Raw genomic sequence first — 15326 nt, forward strand, 5'->3', positions numbered from 1 at the left:
CATGGCCACCCCCGTCGATGAAGGTCCGCCCCGGCCGCTCGACCGAGCGACCCGTGCGATCGCCCGCGCCCTCACGTTCTGGCGCCGCTCGGTCCAGGCGCGGGTCGTGGCGAGCACGGTGCTGCTCTCGGCCGTCGTGGTCGGCATCGTCGGCGCCTTCCTGATGCAGCAGACCCGCGACGGCCTCGTCGACAACCGGGTCGACCAGGTCATCGCTGAGGCGGAGAACGAGACCAACGACGCCCGTGAGCTGCTGCGCGCGGCACGGGGCATCGACGTGGACGAGTCGGGCCAGCAGGACGACCTGGTCGAGCCGATCATCGGCCGCGGCGCCTCCCGCGGCTTCGCGGTGATCCTCTCGCCGGCGGTCGGCGACGGTGCGCGGCTCTCCGACGGCGGCACCAAGTTCACGCAGGGCCTCGACGAGAGCAGCGTGCCCGAGTCGCTCGAGCTGCACTTCTCGGAGCCCGCGGCGACCGCGTGGACCTTCACGACCATCGCCACCAACCGGCCCATCGCTGGCCTGCCCGAGGGGCCGGGGATCGTGGTCGGCAGCCAGGTGACGCTGCCGGCGGACAACAAGACCTACACGCTCTACTACATCTACTCCCTCGACGAGGAGCGCCAGACGCTCGCCCTCGTGGGGCGCGCGCTCGTCACCGCCGGCTCGCTGCTCCTCCTGCTCGTCGCCGGGCTCGCCTGGATCGTCGCCCGCCAGGTGGTCACCCCGGTGCGGATGGCCCGCCGGGTGGCCGAGCGGCTGGCGGCCGGCCACCTCCAGGAGCGGCTGCGGGTGACCGGTGAGGACGACCTCGCCCGGCTCGCGACCTCGTTCAACCAGATGGCCAGCAACCTGCAGAAGCAGATCCGCCAGCTCGAGGAGCTCAGCCGCCTCCAGCGCCGCTTCGTCTCCGACGTCTCGCACGAGCTCCGGACGCCGCTGACGACGGTGCGGATGGCCGGCGACGTCCTCCACGACGCCCGCAGCGACTTCGACCCCGCCACCGCCCGGGCCGCCGAGCTCCTTCAGACCGAGCTCGACCGGTTCGAGGTGCTGCTCGCCGACCTGCTCGAGATCAGCCGCTTCGACGCCGGCGCCGCGGTGCTCGAGGCCGACGACGTCAACCTGGTCGACGTCGCGCGTCGGGTCGCCGACAACACCAGCGCGCTGGCCGACCAGCGTGACACCCGGGTGATCGTGGACAGCCCCGGCCATCCCTGCCTGGCCGAGGCGGACGTACGCCGCGTGGAGCGGATCGTGCGCAACCTCGTCACCAACGCCATCGACCACGCCGAGTCCCGCGACATCCACATCCTCGTCGGCGGGGACGAGCACTCGGCGGCGATCGCGGTCCGTGACCACGGCGTCGGCCTCGGACCGGGGGAGTCGGCGATGGTCTTCAACCGCTTCTGGCGGGCCGACCCCGCCCGTGCCCGCACCAGCGGCGGCACCGGCCTGGGCCTGTCCATCTCGCTCGAGGACACGCACCTGCACGGCGGCTGGCTCCAGGCCTGGGGGCGCCCGGGCGAGGGGTCGCAGTTCCGCCTGACTCTGCCGCGGCGGCTCAGCCAGCCGCTGCGTCACAGCCCGATCCCGCTCGTCCCGCTCGACGCCAAGGAGACGGCATGAGGACCCGAGGCACGCCCCGTCCCCCGGCCCGTCTCGCCGGCGCCGGCCTCGCGACGCTCGCCGCCCTGCTGCTGTCGTCGTGCGTGCGGATGCCCAGCGACGGCCCGGTCACCGAGGTCGAGGACCAGGTCGCGACCAGCACCGCGACCGGCATCGGCTTCGACCCCAAGCCCCCGCAGCCGGGGGAGTCGGCCACGGAGATCGTCGCCAACTTCCTCGAGGCCATGAAGGCCACCCCGAGCAGCGCCAGCGTCGCCCGCGAGTTCCTCACCGCCGACGCGCAGCAGCGGTGGGAGCCGGAGGACGGGATCGTCACCTACGACGAGCTCGGCGACGCCGTCGGGGAGCAGCAGGTCGCCGTACCCATGGCCGGCGTCGAGCTGTACGACGGCCGCGGCGCGTGGCAGGGATCGCGGGTCGGCCAGGTGACGACCTTCGAGCTCACCACCGAGGACGGCGAGTGGCGCATCGACGAGCTGCCCAATGCGCTGATGGTGCCGACGACGTGGTTCGAGGACGAGTTCAGCCGGGTCTCGCTCTACTTCTTCGACCCCACCGCGCAGATCTTCGTCCCCGAGCCGGTGTTCGTCCCGGAGGGCGACCAGCTCGCGTCCTCGATGGTCCGTGGCCTGCTCGACGACCCGCTCCTCGACCCGCGGCTGGACCGCACGTTCGTGCCGCCGGGGTTCACCGCGGGGGTCTCGGTACCGATCACCTCCGGCGGCATCGCCCAGGTCTCGCTGGAGGGCGAGCCGAGCGCCGTCGACGAGGACGTCCGGCAGCGGATCCTCACCCAGCTGATCTGGACCCTGCGCCAGGAGCCCCGGGTCCGCGCGCTGCGGCTGACCATCGGCGACGAGGAGGAGCAGGGCCTGGGTGGCGCGGTCTCGCAGGTCGGCCTGAGCACCGGTGACGCCTACGACCCCACGGGCGCGCAGTCGAGCGGCGACCTGTTCGGCCTGCTCGACGGCAGGCTGGTCCGCGGCTCCGTCGGCGCCCTCTCGCCCACGCCGGGCCCGATGGGGACGGCCCGCCTGGGTGTGCGCTCGATCGGCGTGGACCTCACGGGCGACCGCGTCGCCGGCGTCTCCGGCGACGGGCGGAGCGTGATCGTCGCGCCGGTGGACACCAGCGGTCGCGCCGTCGAGGTGGCCAGCGGCGCCAGGGACCTGCTGCCGCCCGCGTGGGACTTCGCCGACCGCATCTGGCTCGCCGACCGCGCCGGGGGTCGCGCGCAGATCAGCGTGGTCGTCGGGGAGCAGGCGCCGAGGAGCATCGACGTGCCGGGCATCAGCCGCCGCGACGTCCGCCACCTGCTGGTCTCCCGCGACGGCAGCCGTCTGGTCGCCGTCGTCCGGACGCCCAGGGGGGACCGGGTGGTGGCGAGCAGGATCCTGCACACCGACGGCGGGCGGGTGCTCCGTGCGACCCGGGCCGTGGTGCTCGACTTCGAGCCCGACGACGCCACCTCGGTGGTGCGCGACATCGGCTGGCGTTCCCCGACCGCGATCTCGGTGCTGACCGACATCAACGAGGACCTCTCCCAGGTCGAGACGATCTCGGTCGACGGCTCGCCCGGCGACCTCGGCATCGAGGGCGCGTCCCGGCTCCGCGGCGGGGTCCGCGACCTCGTCGGCTCGCCGGTGACCGACGCCGAGGTGTTCGCCGTCGCCCCGGACGCGATCAGCGACCTCGCGGCGCCCGAGCGCACGCTCGTCCCGCTCCCGGCGGGTGTCACCTCGCTGACCTACGTCGGCTGAGCCGGTCCTCCACAGGCCGCGCACCCGTCCTTGGCCGGACCGCGTCCCGGTGCTGCGATGGGCCCGTGCGTGACGTGCTCCTCGACCTCGTGACCGGCAGCGAGTGCGTGGGCTGCGCGCATCCCGGGCGGATGCTCTGCGACCCGTGCCGGGCCGCGCTCCCCACCACCGCGTGCGTCCGCTGGCCGACGCCGACCCCGGCGGGGCTCCCGGTGCCGTGGTCGGTGGCCGACCACGACGGCGCCGTCCGCGCGATGGTGATCGGGCACAAGGACCGTGGTCAGTTCGCCTTCCGGTCCGTGCTGGCGGGGCTGCTGTCCGTCGCCGTCCGGGCGGCGGTCGCGGCGGGAGACGGTCCCGTCGTCCTGGTCCCGGTGCCGTCGCGGCCCGGGTCGAGCCGGCGCCGGGGCTACGACCCGATGGGGACCCTCGCGCGGCTCGCGGCGAGGCAGCTGCGGGCAGCGGCGTACGACGCGACGAGCGCGTCGCTCCTGGTCTCGAGCCGTCGTGTGGTGGACCAGGCGGGGCTGTCGGCGCGGGAGCGGGCGGACAACCTGGCCGGGTCGATGTCGTGCCCGTCGCCGGGCCTGGCGCGCCTCGCGCGGCGACGCGCCCGGGCGCGCGTGGTGATCTGCGACGACGTCCTGACCACCGGCGCGAGTGCCGCCGAGGCAGCGAGGGCCCTGTCCGCCGTGGGTCTGCGGCCGGTCGCTGTCGCGACCGTCGCGGCGACCCGGCGCCGGATTCCGGACCAAACACCGACCCGCCTTTCGTCGCGGCCCACGACGGGCTAGCGTCTCTTCATGGAGTCCGTCCGGGTCCGTGGTTGCGTCATCCGGACCGGTGCGCGTGCGCACCACCCCGGGTGGCAAGCCGATGCCAGTCGCAGGCGAAACGGCCCACGTAAGGCTGGAGACAGCCGATCACGGTGCGGCTTAGAGGTAAGTCCTGCTTCGGCGCCGCCGTCAGACACGGCGACCGTCGGGAGAGGGCCGGTAGTGGCATCCAAGCTGCGAAAGCTCCCGCAGGCGATTGTGGGGACGAAGACCAGGTCGGCCGGGCGGACTCCATGCCACCTCGGTCAATCAGAGTGCTGAGGTGCGCGTCACGCAACCCTGCTAGCAGGAGGTTCACATGGATGTTGTCGTCACCGGTCGGCACTGCGAAGTGTCCGACAGGTTCCGTGAACATGTCTCGGAGAAGCTCACCCGTCTGGAGAAGCACGATCATCGGATCATCCGCGTCCAGGTCGAGGTCGAACAGGAGAAGAACCCCCGCCAGCACGATCGATCCGTCAGGGTCGAGCTCACCGCCTTCTCGAAGGGTCCGGTGATCCGCGCCGAGGCCGCCGCCGACGACAAGATGGGCGCGCTGGACCTCGCCCTCGACAAGATGGCCTCCCAGATGCGACGCGCGGCCGATCGCCGCCGAGTCCACCGGGGCCGCCACACCCCCGTCTCGGTCGGGCAGGCGCTGGCCGGCAGCGCCGACGCGATCCTCGTGAGCGAGGACGCCGACGAGACCGTCACCGAACGCCAGGTCGGCCCCATCACGGTCACCGGCGACGGGCCGCTGGTCGTGCGGGAGAAGACGCACGCCGCCGAGCCGATGACCCTCGACACGGCCCTCTACGAGATGGAGCTGGTCGGCCACGACTTCTTCCTGTTCGTGGACAAGGAGAGCGAGAAGCCGTCGGTCGTCTACCGCCGCCGCGGCTACGACTACGGCGTGATCTCGCTCGACCTCGACTAGACACACGCCCGAGCAATGCCGGTCACGCCCGCGTCTGTCATGATGCGGGCGTGACCGAGGCAACAGCAACGCCAGGGACCGAGCCCATCCGGGTGCTCGTGGTCGACGACCAGGAGCTCTTCCGTCGAGGGTTGACCATGCTCCTCGCCCAGGACGCCGACATCAACGTCGTCGGCGAGGCCGCCGACGGCGTCCACGGCACCGAGCTGGCCGAGTCGCTGGCGCCGGACGTCGTGCTGCTCGACGTACGCATGCCGCGCCGTTCCGGCGTCGAGGCCTGCCGCGCGATCAAGGAGGCCGTCCCCTCCGCCAAGATCATCATGCTGACGGTCTCCGACGAGGAGGCCGACCTCTACGAGTCGGTCAAGAACGGCGCCTCCGGCTACCTCCTCAAGGACTCCTCGATCGAGGAGGTCGCCCAGGCGATCCGCGTGGTCAACGAGGGGCAGTCGCTGATCAGCCCGTCGATGGCGATCAAGCTGATCGACGAGTTCAAGCAGATGTCCAAGCCCGAGAAGGAGCAGAGCACTGCGCTCAAGCTCACCGAGCGCGAGCTCGAGGTGCTGCGGCTCGTGGCGCGCGGCCTCAACAACCGCGAGGTGGCCAAGGAGCTCTTCATCTCCGAGAACACCGTCAAGAACCACGTGCGCAACATCTTGGAGAAGCTCCAGCTCCACTCGCGCATGGAAGCGGTCATGTACGCCATGAAGGAGAAGCTGCTCGACCTGCCGTGATGGAGTCGCTGACCAACCTCCAGGCCCGGCGCATCGCGCTGGCCGCCCAGGGCTTCACGGACCGGGCACACGCCACGCCCAGCCTGGCCACGCTCCAGCGCACCCTCGCCCGCACGGGGGTGCTCCAGGTCGACTCGGTCAACGTGCTCCAGCGCGCGCACTACATGCCGCTCTACTCGCGGATGGGCGCCTACGACCAGGACCTCCTGCGCCGCGCCTCGCAGCGCAGGCCGCGGCGGATGGTGGAGTACTGGGCGCACGTGCAGGCGTTCATGCCGGTGGACCTGTGGCCGGTCATGCAGCACCGCATGGACCGCTACCGCAGCGAGCGTGGCAAGTGGGGCTTCGCCGCCGACACCGAGCTGGAGCCGCGCATCCTGGCCGCCGTCCGGGACCGCGGACCGGTGACGGCGCGCGAGCTCGACGACGAGTTCAGCGGCCCGCGCACCAAGGAGCACTGGGGCTGGAACTGGTCCGACGCCCGCAAGGTCCTCGACTACCTCTTCCTCGTCGGCGACGTCGCCATCGCCGGCCGCACCAGCCAGTTCGAGGTGCTGTACGACGTCCCGGAACGGGTGCTCCCCGCCGACGTGCTCGCCCTGCCGACCCCGACCAAGGAGGACGCCGACCTCGAGCTGGTGCGTCGCGCCGCCCGCTCGCACGGCGTCGGCTCGATCAGGTGCCTCGCCGACTACTACCGGATGTCGGTCGCGGCGACGACCGCGGCGGTGCAGACCCTCGTCGAGGCCGGCGAGCTCCAGCCCGTGCGGGTCCAGGGCTGGAACAAGCAGGCCTACCTCCACACCGAGGCGCGCCTGCCGCGGCGGGTCGCCGCCCGGGCGCTGCTCAGCCCGTTCGACCCCGTCGTGTGGGAGCGCGACCGGGCCGAGGCGCTGTTCGACTTCTTCTACCGCATCGAGATCTACGTCCCCGCCGAGAAGAGGGTCCACGGCTACTACGTGCTGCCGTTCCTGCTGGGCGACGCGATCGTCGCCCGCGTCGACCTCAAGGCCGACCGGGCGACCGGTCGCCTGCTGGTCAAGGGCGCCTACGCCGAGCCCGCCGCCCCCGCCGGGACGCCCGAGGAGCTGGCCGCCGAGCTGGCTCGGCTCGCCGGCTGGCTCGACCTGACCAGCATCACGGTCGAGCCCCGTGGGGATCTCGCGCCCGCACTCGCCGCCGCTTCGGCCGCGGCTGGGTGGCGTGGGTAGCATGATCGACGGCCATCCGGCCGCCCCGCGCCCCGCGCGACCCAGACCAGAACCATCCTCATCCATCGGAGTCGCATCACCGTGCCTGCCATCATCGACAAGCTCCTCCGCATCGGCGAAGGCAAGATCCTGCGTCAGCTGGAGACGATCGCCAAGGCGGTCAACGCCATCGAGGACGACTTCGTCTCGATGACCGATGAGGAGCTCCAGGGGATGACCCAGGAGTTCAAGGACCGGCTGGAGAAGGGCGAGACCCTCGACGACCTGATGCCCGAGGCGTTCGCGGTGGTGCGCGAGGCGTCCAAGCGCGTCATCGGCCAGCGGCACTACGACGTCCAGGTCATGGGCGGCGCGGCGCTGCACCTCGGCAACATCGCCGAGATGAAGACCGGTGAGGGCAAGACCCTGGTCTCCACGCTCCCGGCCTACCTCAACGCGCTGTCCGGCAAGGGCGTCCACGTCGTCACGGTCAACGACTACCTCGCGAAGTACCACGCCGAGTGGATGGGTCGCATCCACCACTTCCTCGGCCTGACCACCGGCGTGATCCTGCCGAGCATGCGTCCCGACGAGCGTCGCGTGGCGTACGCCGCCGACATCACCTACGGCACGAACAACGAGCTCGGCTTCGACTACCTGCGCGACAACATGGCCGACTCGATCGAGGAGTGCGTCCAGCGCGGTCACAACTTCGCCATCGTCGACGAGGTCGACTCGATCCTCATCGACGAGGCCCGCACCCCGCTCATCATCAGCGGCCCGACGCAGGACGAGGTGAAGTGGTACGCCGAGTTCGCGACCATCGCCCGCAGCCTGGTCAAGGACACCGACTACGAGGTCGACGAGAAGAAGCGCACGATCTCGGTGCTCGAGCCCGGCATCACCAAGGTCGAGGACCACCTCGGCATCGACAACCTCTACGACTCGGTCAACACCCCGCTCATCTCGTTCCTGAACAACTCCATCAAGGCCAAGGAGCTGTTCCGCAACGACAAGGAGTACGTCGTCATGGAGGGCGAGGTGCTCATCGTCGACGAGCACACCGGCCGCATGCTCGCCGGCCGGCGCTACAACGACGGCCTGCACCAGGCGATCGAGGCCAAGGAGGGCGTGACCGTCCGCGAGGAGTACCAGACCCTCGCCACCGTCACCCTGCAGAACTACTTCCGCCTCTACGAGAAGCTGTCCGGGATGACCGGTACGGCGATGACCGAGGCCAGCGAGTTCGACAAGATCTACAAGCTCGGCGTGGTGCCGATCCCGACCAACAAGCCGATGTCGCGCGTCGACCAGGGCGACCTGGTCTACCGCACCGAGGAGGCGAAGTACGACGCCGTCGTCGAGGACATCGCCGAGCGCAACGAGAAGGGCCAGCCGATCCTCGTCGGCACCGTCTCGGTCGAGAAGTCCGAGCTCCTCTCGGGCCTGCTGAAGAAGAAGGGCGTGCCGCACACCGTCCTCAACGCGAAGGTCCACGCCGACGAGGCCAAGATCGTCGCGATGGCGGGCCACAAGGGCGCCGTCACCGTCGCCACCAACATGGCCGGTCGAGGCACCGACATCATGCTCGGCGGCTCGACCGAGTTCCTCGCCGACCAGGAGCTGCGCAAGCAGGGCCTCGAGCCGACTGGCGAGACCGCCGAGGCCTACGAGGCCGCCTGGGCCGAGACGCTCGAGCGGGTCAAGGGCACTGTCGCCAACGAGCACGACGAGGTCAAGAGCCTCGGTGGCCTCTACGTCGTCGGCACCGAACGCCACGAGTCGCGCCGCATCGACAACCAGCTGCGTGGTCGTTCGGGACGCCAGGGTGACCCGGGAGAGTCCCGGTTCTACCTCTCGCTCCAGGACGAGCTGATGCGCCTGTTCAAGTCCGACTGGGTCGACCGGGTGCTCCAGGTCCTCAAGGTCCCCGACGACGTGCCGATCGAGAACAAGCGCGTCACCGGCGCCATCGCGAGCGCCCAGGGCCAGGTGGAGTCGCAGAACTTCGAGTCCCGCAAGAACGTCCTCAAGTACGACGACGTGATGAACCGCCAGCGCGAGGTCATCTACGGCGAGCGCCGCAAGGTGCTCGAGGGCGCCGACCTCGAGGCGCAGATCCGCACCTTCATCGACGACGTCATCACCGGCTACGTCATGGGCTCCACCGAGGGCTACGCCGAGGACTGGGACCTCGACGGGCTCTTCACCGCGCTGCACCAGATCTACCCCAGCGAGCTCACCGCCGACTCGGTGACCCAGGCGGCCGGCGGCCGCGCGGGCCTGAGCCGCGAGGTGCTGATCGAGGACCTGAAGAAGGACATCCAGTCGGCGTACGACCGTCGCGAGGCCGAGATGGGCGAGGAGGTCATGCGCGAGCTCGAGCGGCGCGTGGTCCTGTCCGTGCTCGACCGCAAGTGGCGCGAGCACCTCTACGAGATGGACTACCTGCGCGAGGGCATCTACCTGCGGGCCTACTCCCAGCGCGACCCGCTCGTGGAGTACCAGCGCGAGGGCTTCGACATGTTCGCCGCCATGATGGACGGCATCAAGGAGGAGTCGGTCGGGTTCCTGTTCAACCTCCAGGTCGAGGTCGAGGAGGAGGACGACACGTTCACCGACGCCGACCGCGCCGGCACGCCGACGCTGGACCCGACGACCCCGCAGATCGACTTCGCGCAGGCCCAGGCGCACGCCGACCACGCCCACGACCACCAGCACGCCCCGCAGATCCGGGCGAAGGGGCTGGAGCCGAAGGCGAAGCCGGCCAACCTGTCCTACTCCGCCCCGAGCGAGGACGGCGAGGCCGAGGTCGTCGCCGCCGCGGTCGAGGACGACCCGTTCGCCGGCACCGGCCGCAACGAGAAGTGCCCGTGCGGCTCGGGCAAGAAGTTCAAGCAGTGCCACGGCGCGCCCGGCGGGGCGTCTGGCTACACCACCCGCGCGGGCGGCTGACGACCGCTGCTCAGGCCCACTCCAGGGCCACGCACTGCCAGCGACCCTCGACGACCTCGAAGCGGGCGGCGAGGGCGCGAGACCGCGCGCCGTAGCGCACGTGGGCCGACACCTCGAGGACCTCGTCGTCGACCAGGCTGGTGTGCGTGGAACGCAGCACCGGTCGCACAGCGCCCCGGCCGCGGCCCGACGCGGCCGTGGTGCCGGCCGCACGGATGACGAGCTGGGCGCGCCGGGCGAGGTCGGCGTGGACCTCGGGGGAGCAGTGCCGCAGCAGCTGGGCGCCGGGTCGGTCGCCGCAGGCGATCTCGACGGCGCAGGCCAGGTGGCGGCGCACGAACCGGTCCAGCCCCGCTCGTTGAGCGGGATCGGCGCTGACCAGGTCGGTCGGCCGGGTCGGTGGGCCGCCGGCCGCGCGCACAGGTCGATCGGTCTCCGGCGGGTCGAGGCGCGGGGTCAGGTCGAGGGCGAGCGATCCCTGCACGCTGGCCACGGGGACGGCACGGCGCAGCGGGATGACGGTGGCGTCGGGCTGTGGAGTCATGGGTGTGCCTCTCCGTGCGGTCGTGTCTCGAGGTCGAGCCCGGGGCGGATCAGGTCGGGGTCGCTGCCGATCGCGGCGCGGTTGGCGGCGTAGAGCTCGCGCCAGGCGTGGTCGATGTCGGCCTCGTCGGCTCCGGGGCCGAGGCGGGCGGCGGCGATCGTCCAGAGGGAGTCGCCCGCCCGGACCGTGATGGGTGATGCGGGCCCCGCCCGGACGGTGACGGGCGGTGCGGGCTCAGCGGGAGCCGGCCGCGGGGCGGCATGGCTGCTCGTGCGCGCGACGGCGCGGTCGGGCATCGGGAGCCCGACCAGGGACGGCTCGGCGGACCCGGTCCCGGTGCCGGTCCCGGTGCCGGTCCCGGTCCCGGCCAGGGCCGGGCTGCCCACGCCGGCGACCACGGCCACGCCGCAGGCGACCAGCACCAGCCGCCGGGTGAGGCCACGCGGCGGGCGAGCGGGGACTCGGCCCCGCACCACGTCGACCACGGTCGCGGTCGTCACGAGCCACAGCCAGGTCGCGCACACGCACGTCGCGGCGGCCGCCACGGCGACGAGCAGCTCCTCGAACGTGCCGTGCCACGTCGCGGCCGCCGCCAACGACGAGGCCGGGCCGCCGACGCCGGACCACGTGGCCAGCACCGCGGTCGTGACCAGCAGCCAGACGGCGAGTCCGCGAGTCGGTGCCGATTGCTTCCCCCGAGACATCCTCAAACCTTTCGTTTGCGTCTGTTTGCGTCATTCAACGACGCTTTGGTGAGGACGTCAATCGGTTGTGCACAGGGCAGGTGCCACCACGGGAGCGTGGGCGTGACCTGGCCTAGGCTCGCCGTCATGGCGCCGAACCCGTCGTGGGACGACCAGCTCTTCTCGCTCTTCGACGACCTCGAGGGCCAGGCCGCGGCGCTCTACGGCCTCGAGCGCGACGCCGAGCTGGTCGACCGCAGCCGGGCGGAGTACCACCAGGTCACGCTCGACTCACGGCTGGTGGCGAGCATGGGGGAGGACGTCGCGCTCACGGTGGCGGGCGTCGGCCGGATCGAGGGCGAGCTCCAGCGGATCGGCACCGGCTGGTGCCTGGTCAGCGGGCACGCGCAGGACTGGATCGTGCGGACGGCCCGCATCGAGGTGGTGCACGGCGCCTCGGAGCGATCCGTGCCCGAGGTGGCGTGGTCGCCGCTGCACCGGCTCGGCGTGTCGTCGGCGCTGCGCCGGCTGGCCGAGTCGCAGGTGCGCTGTGTCGTCCACCTGCTCGACGGCGGGCAGCACGAGACCGTCGTGCTCCGCGTGGGTGCCGACTTCGTGGAGGTCGGGTCGCCCAGTGACGTACCAGCCCTGATCGCCTTCGACGCGATCAGCGCGGTGCAGAGCCGGGACTGATCAGGTGGCGTCGACGTCGTACGGCGGACGCTGGCCCTCGGCGAGGACGGGCTCGGTGGCGACGCGGGCGTCCTCGTCCTCCATCGCCTCGATGATGTGGCGGCGCACGATGTTGCGGGGGTCGAGGTCGCGCAGCTCGAGGTCGGCGTAGTCGGGGCCGAGCTCCTCACGGATCTCGTCGCGGGCGGAGTTGGCCATCGCCCGCGCCTTGCGCACCATGATCCCCGCCTGCTTGGCGAGCACGGGCAGCCGGTCGGGCCCGAAGACGATGATCGCCACGAACGCGATCATCGCCATCTCCGCCAGGCCGACTCCGAACATGGATCAGAACTTAGCGCTCGGGGTGAGACCGAGCTGCATGCCGGCCAGTCCACGACCGCGACCGCCGAGGCCCTCGGCGATCTTCGCGAGCTCGAGCGCGGCCGGAGCGGTGGGGTCGGACTCGACGATCGGCTTGCCGGCGTCGCCGCCCTCGCGCAGCGCCGGGTCGAGCGGGATGCGCCCGAGGACCTTGACGTCGTAGCCGAACCGCTGCGAGAGCGTCTCCGCCACCCGGTCGCCGCCGCCACTGCCGAAGACCTCCATCGTGGAGCCGTCGGGCAGCGTCAGGAAGCTCATGTTCTCCACGACTCCGATGACGCGCTGGTGCATCATCGAGGCCATCGTGCCGGCCCGTTCCGCGACCTCGGCCGCCGCCTCCTGCGGCGTGGTGACGACCACGACCTCCGCGTTGGGCAGGTGCTGGCCCAGCGAGATGGCGACGTCGCCGGTGCCCGGGGGGAGGTCGAGCATGAGCACGTCGAGGTCGCCCCAGAAGACGTCGGAGAGCATCTGGACCAGCGCCCGGTCGAGCATCGGGCCGCGCCAGGCGACGACCTGGTCGCGGCGCGGCTTGAGCATGCCGATCGAGATGACGGACACGCCGCTCGCGGTCGGCACCGGCATGATCAGGTCGTCGACCTGGGTGGGCCGGGAGTCGGCGACGCCGAGCATGGCCGGCACCGAGTGGCCGTAGATGTCGGCGTCCACGATGCCCACCTTGAGGCCCTGCTTGGCCAGGCCGAGGGCGAGGTTGACGGTGACCGACGACTTGCCGACGCCGCCCTTGCCGCTGGCGATCGCGTAGACCTTGGTCAGCGAGCCGGGCTGGGCGAAGGGGATCTCGCGCTCGGCCTTGCCGTTGCTCAGGATGTCCTTGAGCCCCGCGCGCTGCTCGGGCGTCATCACGCCGAGCGTGAGGTCGACGCCGGTCACGCCGGGGACGGCGGTCACGGCGGCGGTCACGTCGCGGTTGATGGTGTCCTTGAGCGGGCAGCCGGCGACGGTGAGGAGGACGGTGATCGCGACCGCGCCGTCGTCGGCGACGCTCACGGAGTCGACCATGTTCAGCTCGGTGATGGGGCGCTTGATCTCGGGGTCGTTGACCTGCGCGAGGGCGGCGGTGATCTGCTCGATGCTGGGGGTGCTCATGATGGAGCCGAGTCTACGAGCCCGGCGGGCGCCTCAGGTCGTCGGTGGCTCATCCGGACCGTCGTCTTCGTCACCCCGGGCCAGCTCCTCGATGTCGGCGTAGAGCCCCCTGAGCTCGGAGCGGAGGAAGTCGCGGGTCGCGACCTCGCCGACCGACATGCGGAGCGAGGCGACCTCACGGGCGAGGAACTCCATGTCGGCGTGGGCGCGGGCGTTGGCCTGCCGGTCCTGCTCGGCCACCACCTTGTCGCGCTGCTCCTGCCGGTTCTGGGCGAGGAGGATCAGCGGAGCGGCGTACGACGCCTGCAGGCTCAGCATCAGGGTCAGGAAGATGAACGGGAACTCGTCGAAGCGCAGGTCGGGCGGCGCCAGCGTGTTCCAGCCCATCCAGACGATGACGAACAGGGTCATGTAGAGCAGGAACTTGGCCGTGCCCATGAACCGGGCGAACTGCTCGGCGAAGGACCCGAACGCGTCCGCGTCGTAGGTGGGGCGCCGCACGAGCGGCTGCCGGCCCACGTCGCGGGGGGTGTCGAGACGGGCGCGGGGGCGGGGCTCGCTCATCCCTCACCCCCGGGGACCGGTCCGGTGATGGGTCCGGGCCGCTCGGCCTGGTCGCGCCAGTTGTCGGGCAGCATGTGGTCGAGCAGGTCGTCGACGGTGACGGCGCCCAGCAAGCGGCCCTCGTCGTCGACGACCGGCGCCGCGACGAGGTTGTACGTCGCCAGGTGGGCCGCCACCTCGTCGATCGTCGCGTCGGGCCGGAGCGGGTCCATCGAGTCGTCAAGGGCGGCCGCGACCAGCGTCGACGGCGGCTCGCGCAGCAGCCGCTGGATGTGGGCGGCGCCGAGCAGCTTGCCGGTCGGCGTCTCCAGCGGCTGGCGGCAGACGTAGACCAGCGCGGCGAGCGCGGGGGTGAGCTCGGGGTTGCGCACGTGGGCGAGCGCGTCGGCGATGGTGGCGTCGGGGGAGAGGATGACCGGCTCGGGCGTCATCATGGCGCCGGCCGTCTCGTCGGCGTAGGACATCAACCGGCGGACGTCCTCGGCCTCGTCGGGCTCCATCAGCGCCAGCAGGGTCGCGGCGGTGTCGGGGTGGAGGTCCGCGATCAGGTCGGCCGCGTCGTCGGCCGACATCTCCTCGAGGACGTCGGCGGCGCGCTCGGAGTCGAGCTGCTCGAGGATCTCGACCTGGTCCTCCTCGGGGAGCTCCTCGAGGACGTCGGCGAGCCGCTCGTCGCCCATGGCGGCGACGACCGCGAGCCGGCGCTCCTGCGGGAGGTCGTGGATGACGTTGGCGGCGTCGGCCGGCCGCATCTCGCTCAGCGTGGCCATCAGGTGCGTGGCGCCCTGGGTCTCCTCGCGCCGGGCGAGACCCTCGACGTCGCGCCACTCGACGGTGTGGGTCTGGCCGCGCCGACGGAAGCCCTTGGACGGCTCCTGCACCGCGACGCGCGAGAGCACCCAGTCGCGGTTGCGGGCCTGCTCCATCGCCACGTCGTAGACCGTGCCCTGCACGCCGGTCTCGGTGATCACGACCCGGCGGTCGAGCATCTGGCCCATCACCAGGGTCTCGGTGCTGCGCTGCTCGAAGCGACGCATGTTGAGCAACCCCGTCGTGTAGACCTGCCCGCTGTCGATGTTGGTGACGCGGGTCATCGGCACGAAGATGCGACGCCGGCCGAAGACCTCCGCGACGAGCCCGAGCACCCGCGGCTGGCTGGCGGCCGACGATCGCAGGGCCACCACGATGTCGCGCACCTTGGCGACCTGGTCGCCCTGCGGGTCGAAGATGGGCAGGCCCACGAGTCGGGCCAGGTAGACCCTGGTCGGAGTGCTGCTCATGCCAGGGAACGTTACCGGGGTCGAGCGTCGCGGCAGCGCGACGCCACGTGAACGGTTCTGCCTTCAGATGT

At 71.5% G+C, this 15326-nt stretch carries 14 protein-coding genes; 8 read left to right on the forward strand and 6 right to left on the reverse strand.

Annotated elements, in window-relative coordinates:
• Position 1: 1 nt before the first annotated feature.
• From mtrB to secA, 7 genes are all read left to right on the forward strand, one after another.
• On the forward strand, positions 2-1630 hold the full coding sequence (gene mtrB, locus C7S10_RS07980) for an MtrAB system histidine kinase MtrB (RefSeq protein WP_108343852.1): 1629 nt from the start codon (positions 2-4) through the stop codon (positions 1628-1630).
• Complete coding sequence (locus tag C7S10_RS07985; RefSeq protein ID WP_108343853.1) at positions 1627-3390, forward strand: LpqB family beta-propeller domain-containing protein; 1764 nt, start codon at positions 1627-1629, stop codon at positions 3388-3390. Before mtrB ends, C7S10_RS07985 begins: the two co-directional genes overlap by 4 nt.
• A gap of 65 nt (positions 3391-3455) precedes the next feature.
• Positions 3456-4184 carry a ComF family protein gene (locus tag C7S10_RS07990; RefSeq protein WP_108343854.1) on the forward strand — a complete coding sequence of 243 codons (729 nt, stop codon included), beginning with the start codon at positions 3456-3458 and terminating at the stop codon, positions 4182-4184.
• 340 nt (positions 4185-4524) lie between these two features.
• On the forward strand, positions 4525-5142 hold the full coding sequence (hpf, locus tag C7S10_RS07995) for a ribosome hibernation-promoting factor, HPF/YfiA family (protein WP_108343855.1): 618 nt from the start codon (positions 4525-4527) through the stop codon (positions 5140-5142).
• Between the two features lie 50 nt (positions 5143-5192).
• Entirely contained in the window at positions 5193-5876 is a 684-nt protein-coding gene (locus tag C7S10_RS08000) for a response regulator (protein WP_243395261.1), read from the forward strand.
• On the forward strand, positions 5876-7087 hold the full coding sequence (locus C7S10_RS08005; protein ID WP_108343857.1) for a winged helix-turn-helix domain-containing protein: 1212 nt from the start codon (positions 5876-5878) through the stop codon (positions 7085-7087). Before C7S10_RS08000 ends, C7S10_RS08005 begins: the two co-directional genes overlap by 1 nt.
• Before the next feature lie 81 nt (positions 7088-7168).
• Complete coding sequence (secA, locus tag C7S10_RS08010; protein ID WP_108343858.1) at positions 7169-10021, forward strand: preprotein translocase subunit SecA; 2853 nt, start codon at positions 7169-7171, stop codon at positions 10019-10021.
• 10 nt (positions 10022-10031) lie between these two features.
• Here the strand turns inward: secA and C7S10_RS08015 are convergent, their stop codons facing one another.
• Both C7S10_RS08015 and C7S10_RS22510 read right to left on the reverse strand, forming a co-directional pair.
• Positions 10032-10565: an Rv3235 family protein gene (locus C7S10_RS08015; RefSeq protein WP_108343859.1), complete on the reverse strand. Its 534-nt coding sequence runs from the start codon at positions 10563-10565 to the stop codon at positions 10032-10034.
• A complete protein-coding gene (locus C7S10_RS22510) occupies positions 10562-11269 on the reverse strand; it encodes a LysM peptidoglycan-binding domain-containing protein (protein WP_114327790.1) in 708 nt (235 codons plus the stop codon). The genes C7S10_RS08015 and C7S10_RS22510 overlap by 4 nt, the downstream gene beginning before the upstream one ends.
• Positions 11270-11395: 126 nt before the next feature.
• Between C7S10_RS22510 and C7S10_RS08030 the strand changes: the two genes are divergently transcribed.
• A complete protein-coding gene (locus tag C7S10_RS08030; RefSeq protein ID WP_108343861.1) occupies positions 11396-11941 on the forward strand; it encodes a hypothetical protein in 546 nt (181 codons plus the stop codon).
• Here C7S10_RS08030 and C7S10_RS08035 read toward each other — a convergent pair whose 3' ends face one another.
• Genes C7S10_RS08035 through C7S10_RS08050 form a run of 4 tightly spaced genes read right to left on the reverse strand, consistent with a single transcriptional unit; the run spans position 11942 to position 15255 of the window.
• Positions 11942-12262 (reverse strand): sec-independent translocase, encoded by a 321-nt coding sequence (locus tag C7S10_RS08035; protein ID WP_108343862.1) that lies wholly within the window; start codon positions 12260-12262, stop codon positions 11942-11944.
• 3 nt (positions 12263-12265) lie between these two features.
• Positions 12266-13411: an Mrp/NBP35 family ATP-binding protein gene (locus tag C7S10_RS08040; RefSeq protein ID WP_108343863.1), complete on the reverse strand. Its 1146-nt coding sequence runs from the start codon at positions 13409-13411 to the stop codon at positions 12266-12268.
• A 33-nt stretch (positions 13412-13444) separates the two neighbouring features.
• Entirely contained in the window at positions 13445-13975 is a 531-nt protein-coding gene (locus tag C7S10_RS08045) for a DUF1003 domain-containing protein (protein ID WP_108343864.1), read from the reverse strand.
• The gene (locus C7S10_RS08050; RefSeq protein WP_108343865.1) at positions 13972-15255 is read right to left on the reverse strand and encodes a magnesium transporter MgtE N-terminal domain-containing protein; all 1284 of its coding nucleotides are present in this window, start codon (positions 15253-15255) and stop codon (positions 13972-13974) included. The genes C7S10_RS08045 and C7S10_RS08050 overlap by 4 nt, the downstream gene beginning before the upstream one ends.
• Between the last annotated feature and the right edge of the window lie 71 nt (positions 15256-15326).

It is taken from the genome of Nocardioides currus (assembly GCF_003057875.1).
Classification (GTDB): Bacteria; Actinomycetota; Actinomycetes; order Propionibacteriales; family Nocardioidaceae; genus Nocardioides; species Nocardioides currus.

Coding starts and splice junctions, on each gene's coding strand:
- mtrB (WP_108343852.1), top strand. CDS start 2: ATGGCCACCCCCGTCGATGAAGGTCCGCCCCGGCCGCTCGACCGAGCG.
- C7S10_RS07985 (WP_108343853.1), top strand. CDS start 1,627: ATGAGGACCCGAGGCACGCCCCGTCCCCCGGCCCGTCTCGCCGGCGCC.
- hpf (WP_108343855.1), top strand. CDS start 4,525: ATGGATGTTGTCGTCACCGGTCGGCACTGCGAAGTGTCCGACAGGTTC.
- C7S10_RS08005 (WP_108343857.1), top strand. CDS start 5,876: ATGGAGTCGCTGACCAACCTCCAGGCCCGGCGCATCGCGCTGGCCGCC.
- C7S10_RS08015 (WP_108343859.1), bottom strand. CDS start 10,565: ATGACTCCACAGCCCGACGCCACCGTCATCCCGCTGCGCCGTGCCGTC.
- C7S10_RS22510 (WP_114327790.1), bottom strand. CDS start 11,269: ATGTCTCGGGGGAAGCAATCGGCACCGACTCGCGGACTCGCCGTCTGG.
- C7S10_RS08030 (WP_108343861.1), top strand. CDS start 11,396: ATGGCGCCGAACCCGTCGTGGGACGACCAGCTCTTCTCGCTCTTCGAC.
- C7S10_RS08035 (WP_108343862.1), bottom strand. CDS start 12,262: ATGTTCGGAGTCGGCCTGGCGGAGATGGCGATGATCGCGTTCGTGGCG.
- C7S10_RS08040 (WP_108343863.1), bottom strand. CDS start 13,411: ATGAGCACCCCCAGCATCGAGCAGATCACCGCCGCCCTCGCGCAGGTC.
- C7S10_RS08045 (WP_108343864.1), bottom strand. CDS start 13,975: ATGAGCGAGCCCCGCCCCCGCGCCCGTCTCGACACCCCCCGCGACGTG.
- C7S10_RS08050 (WP_108343865.1), bottom strand. CDS start 15,255: ATGAGCAGCACTCCGACCAGGGTCTACCTGGCCCGACTCGTGGGCCTG.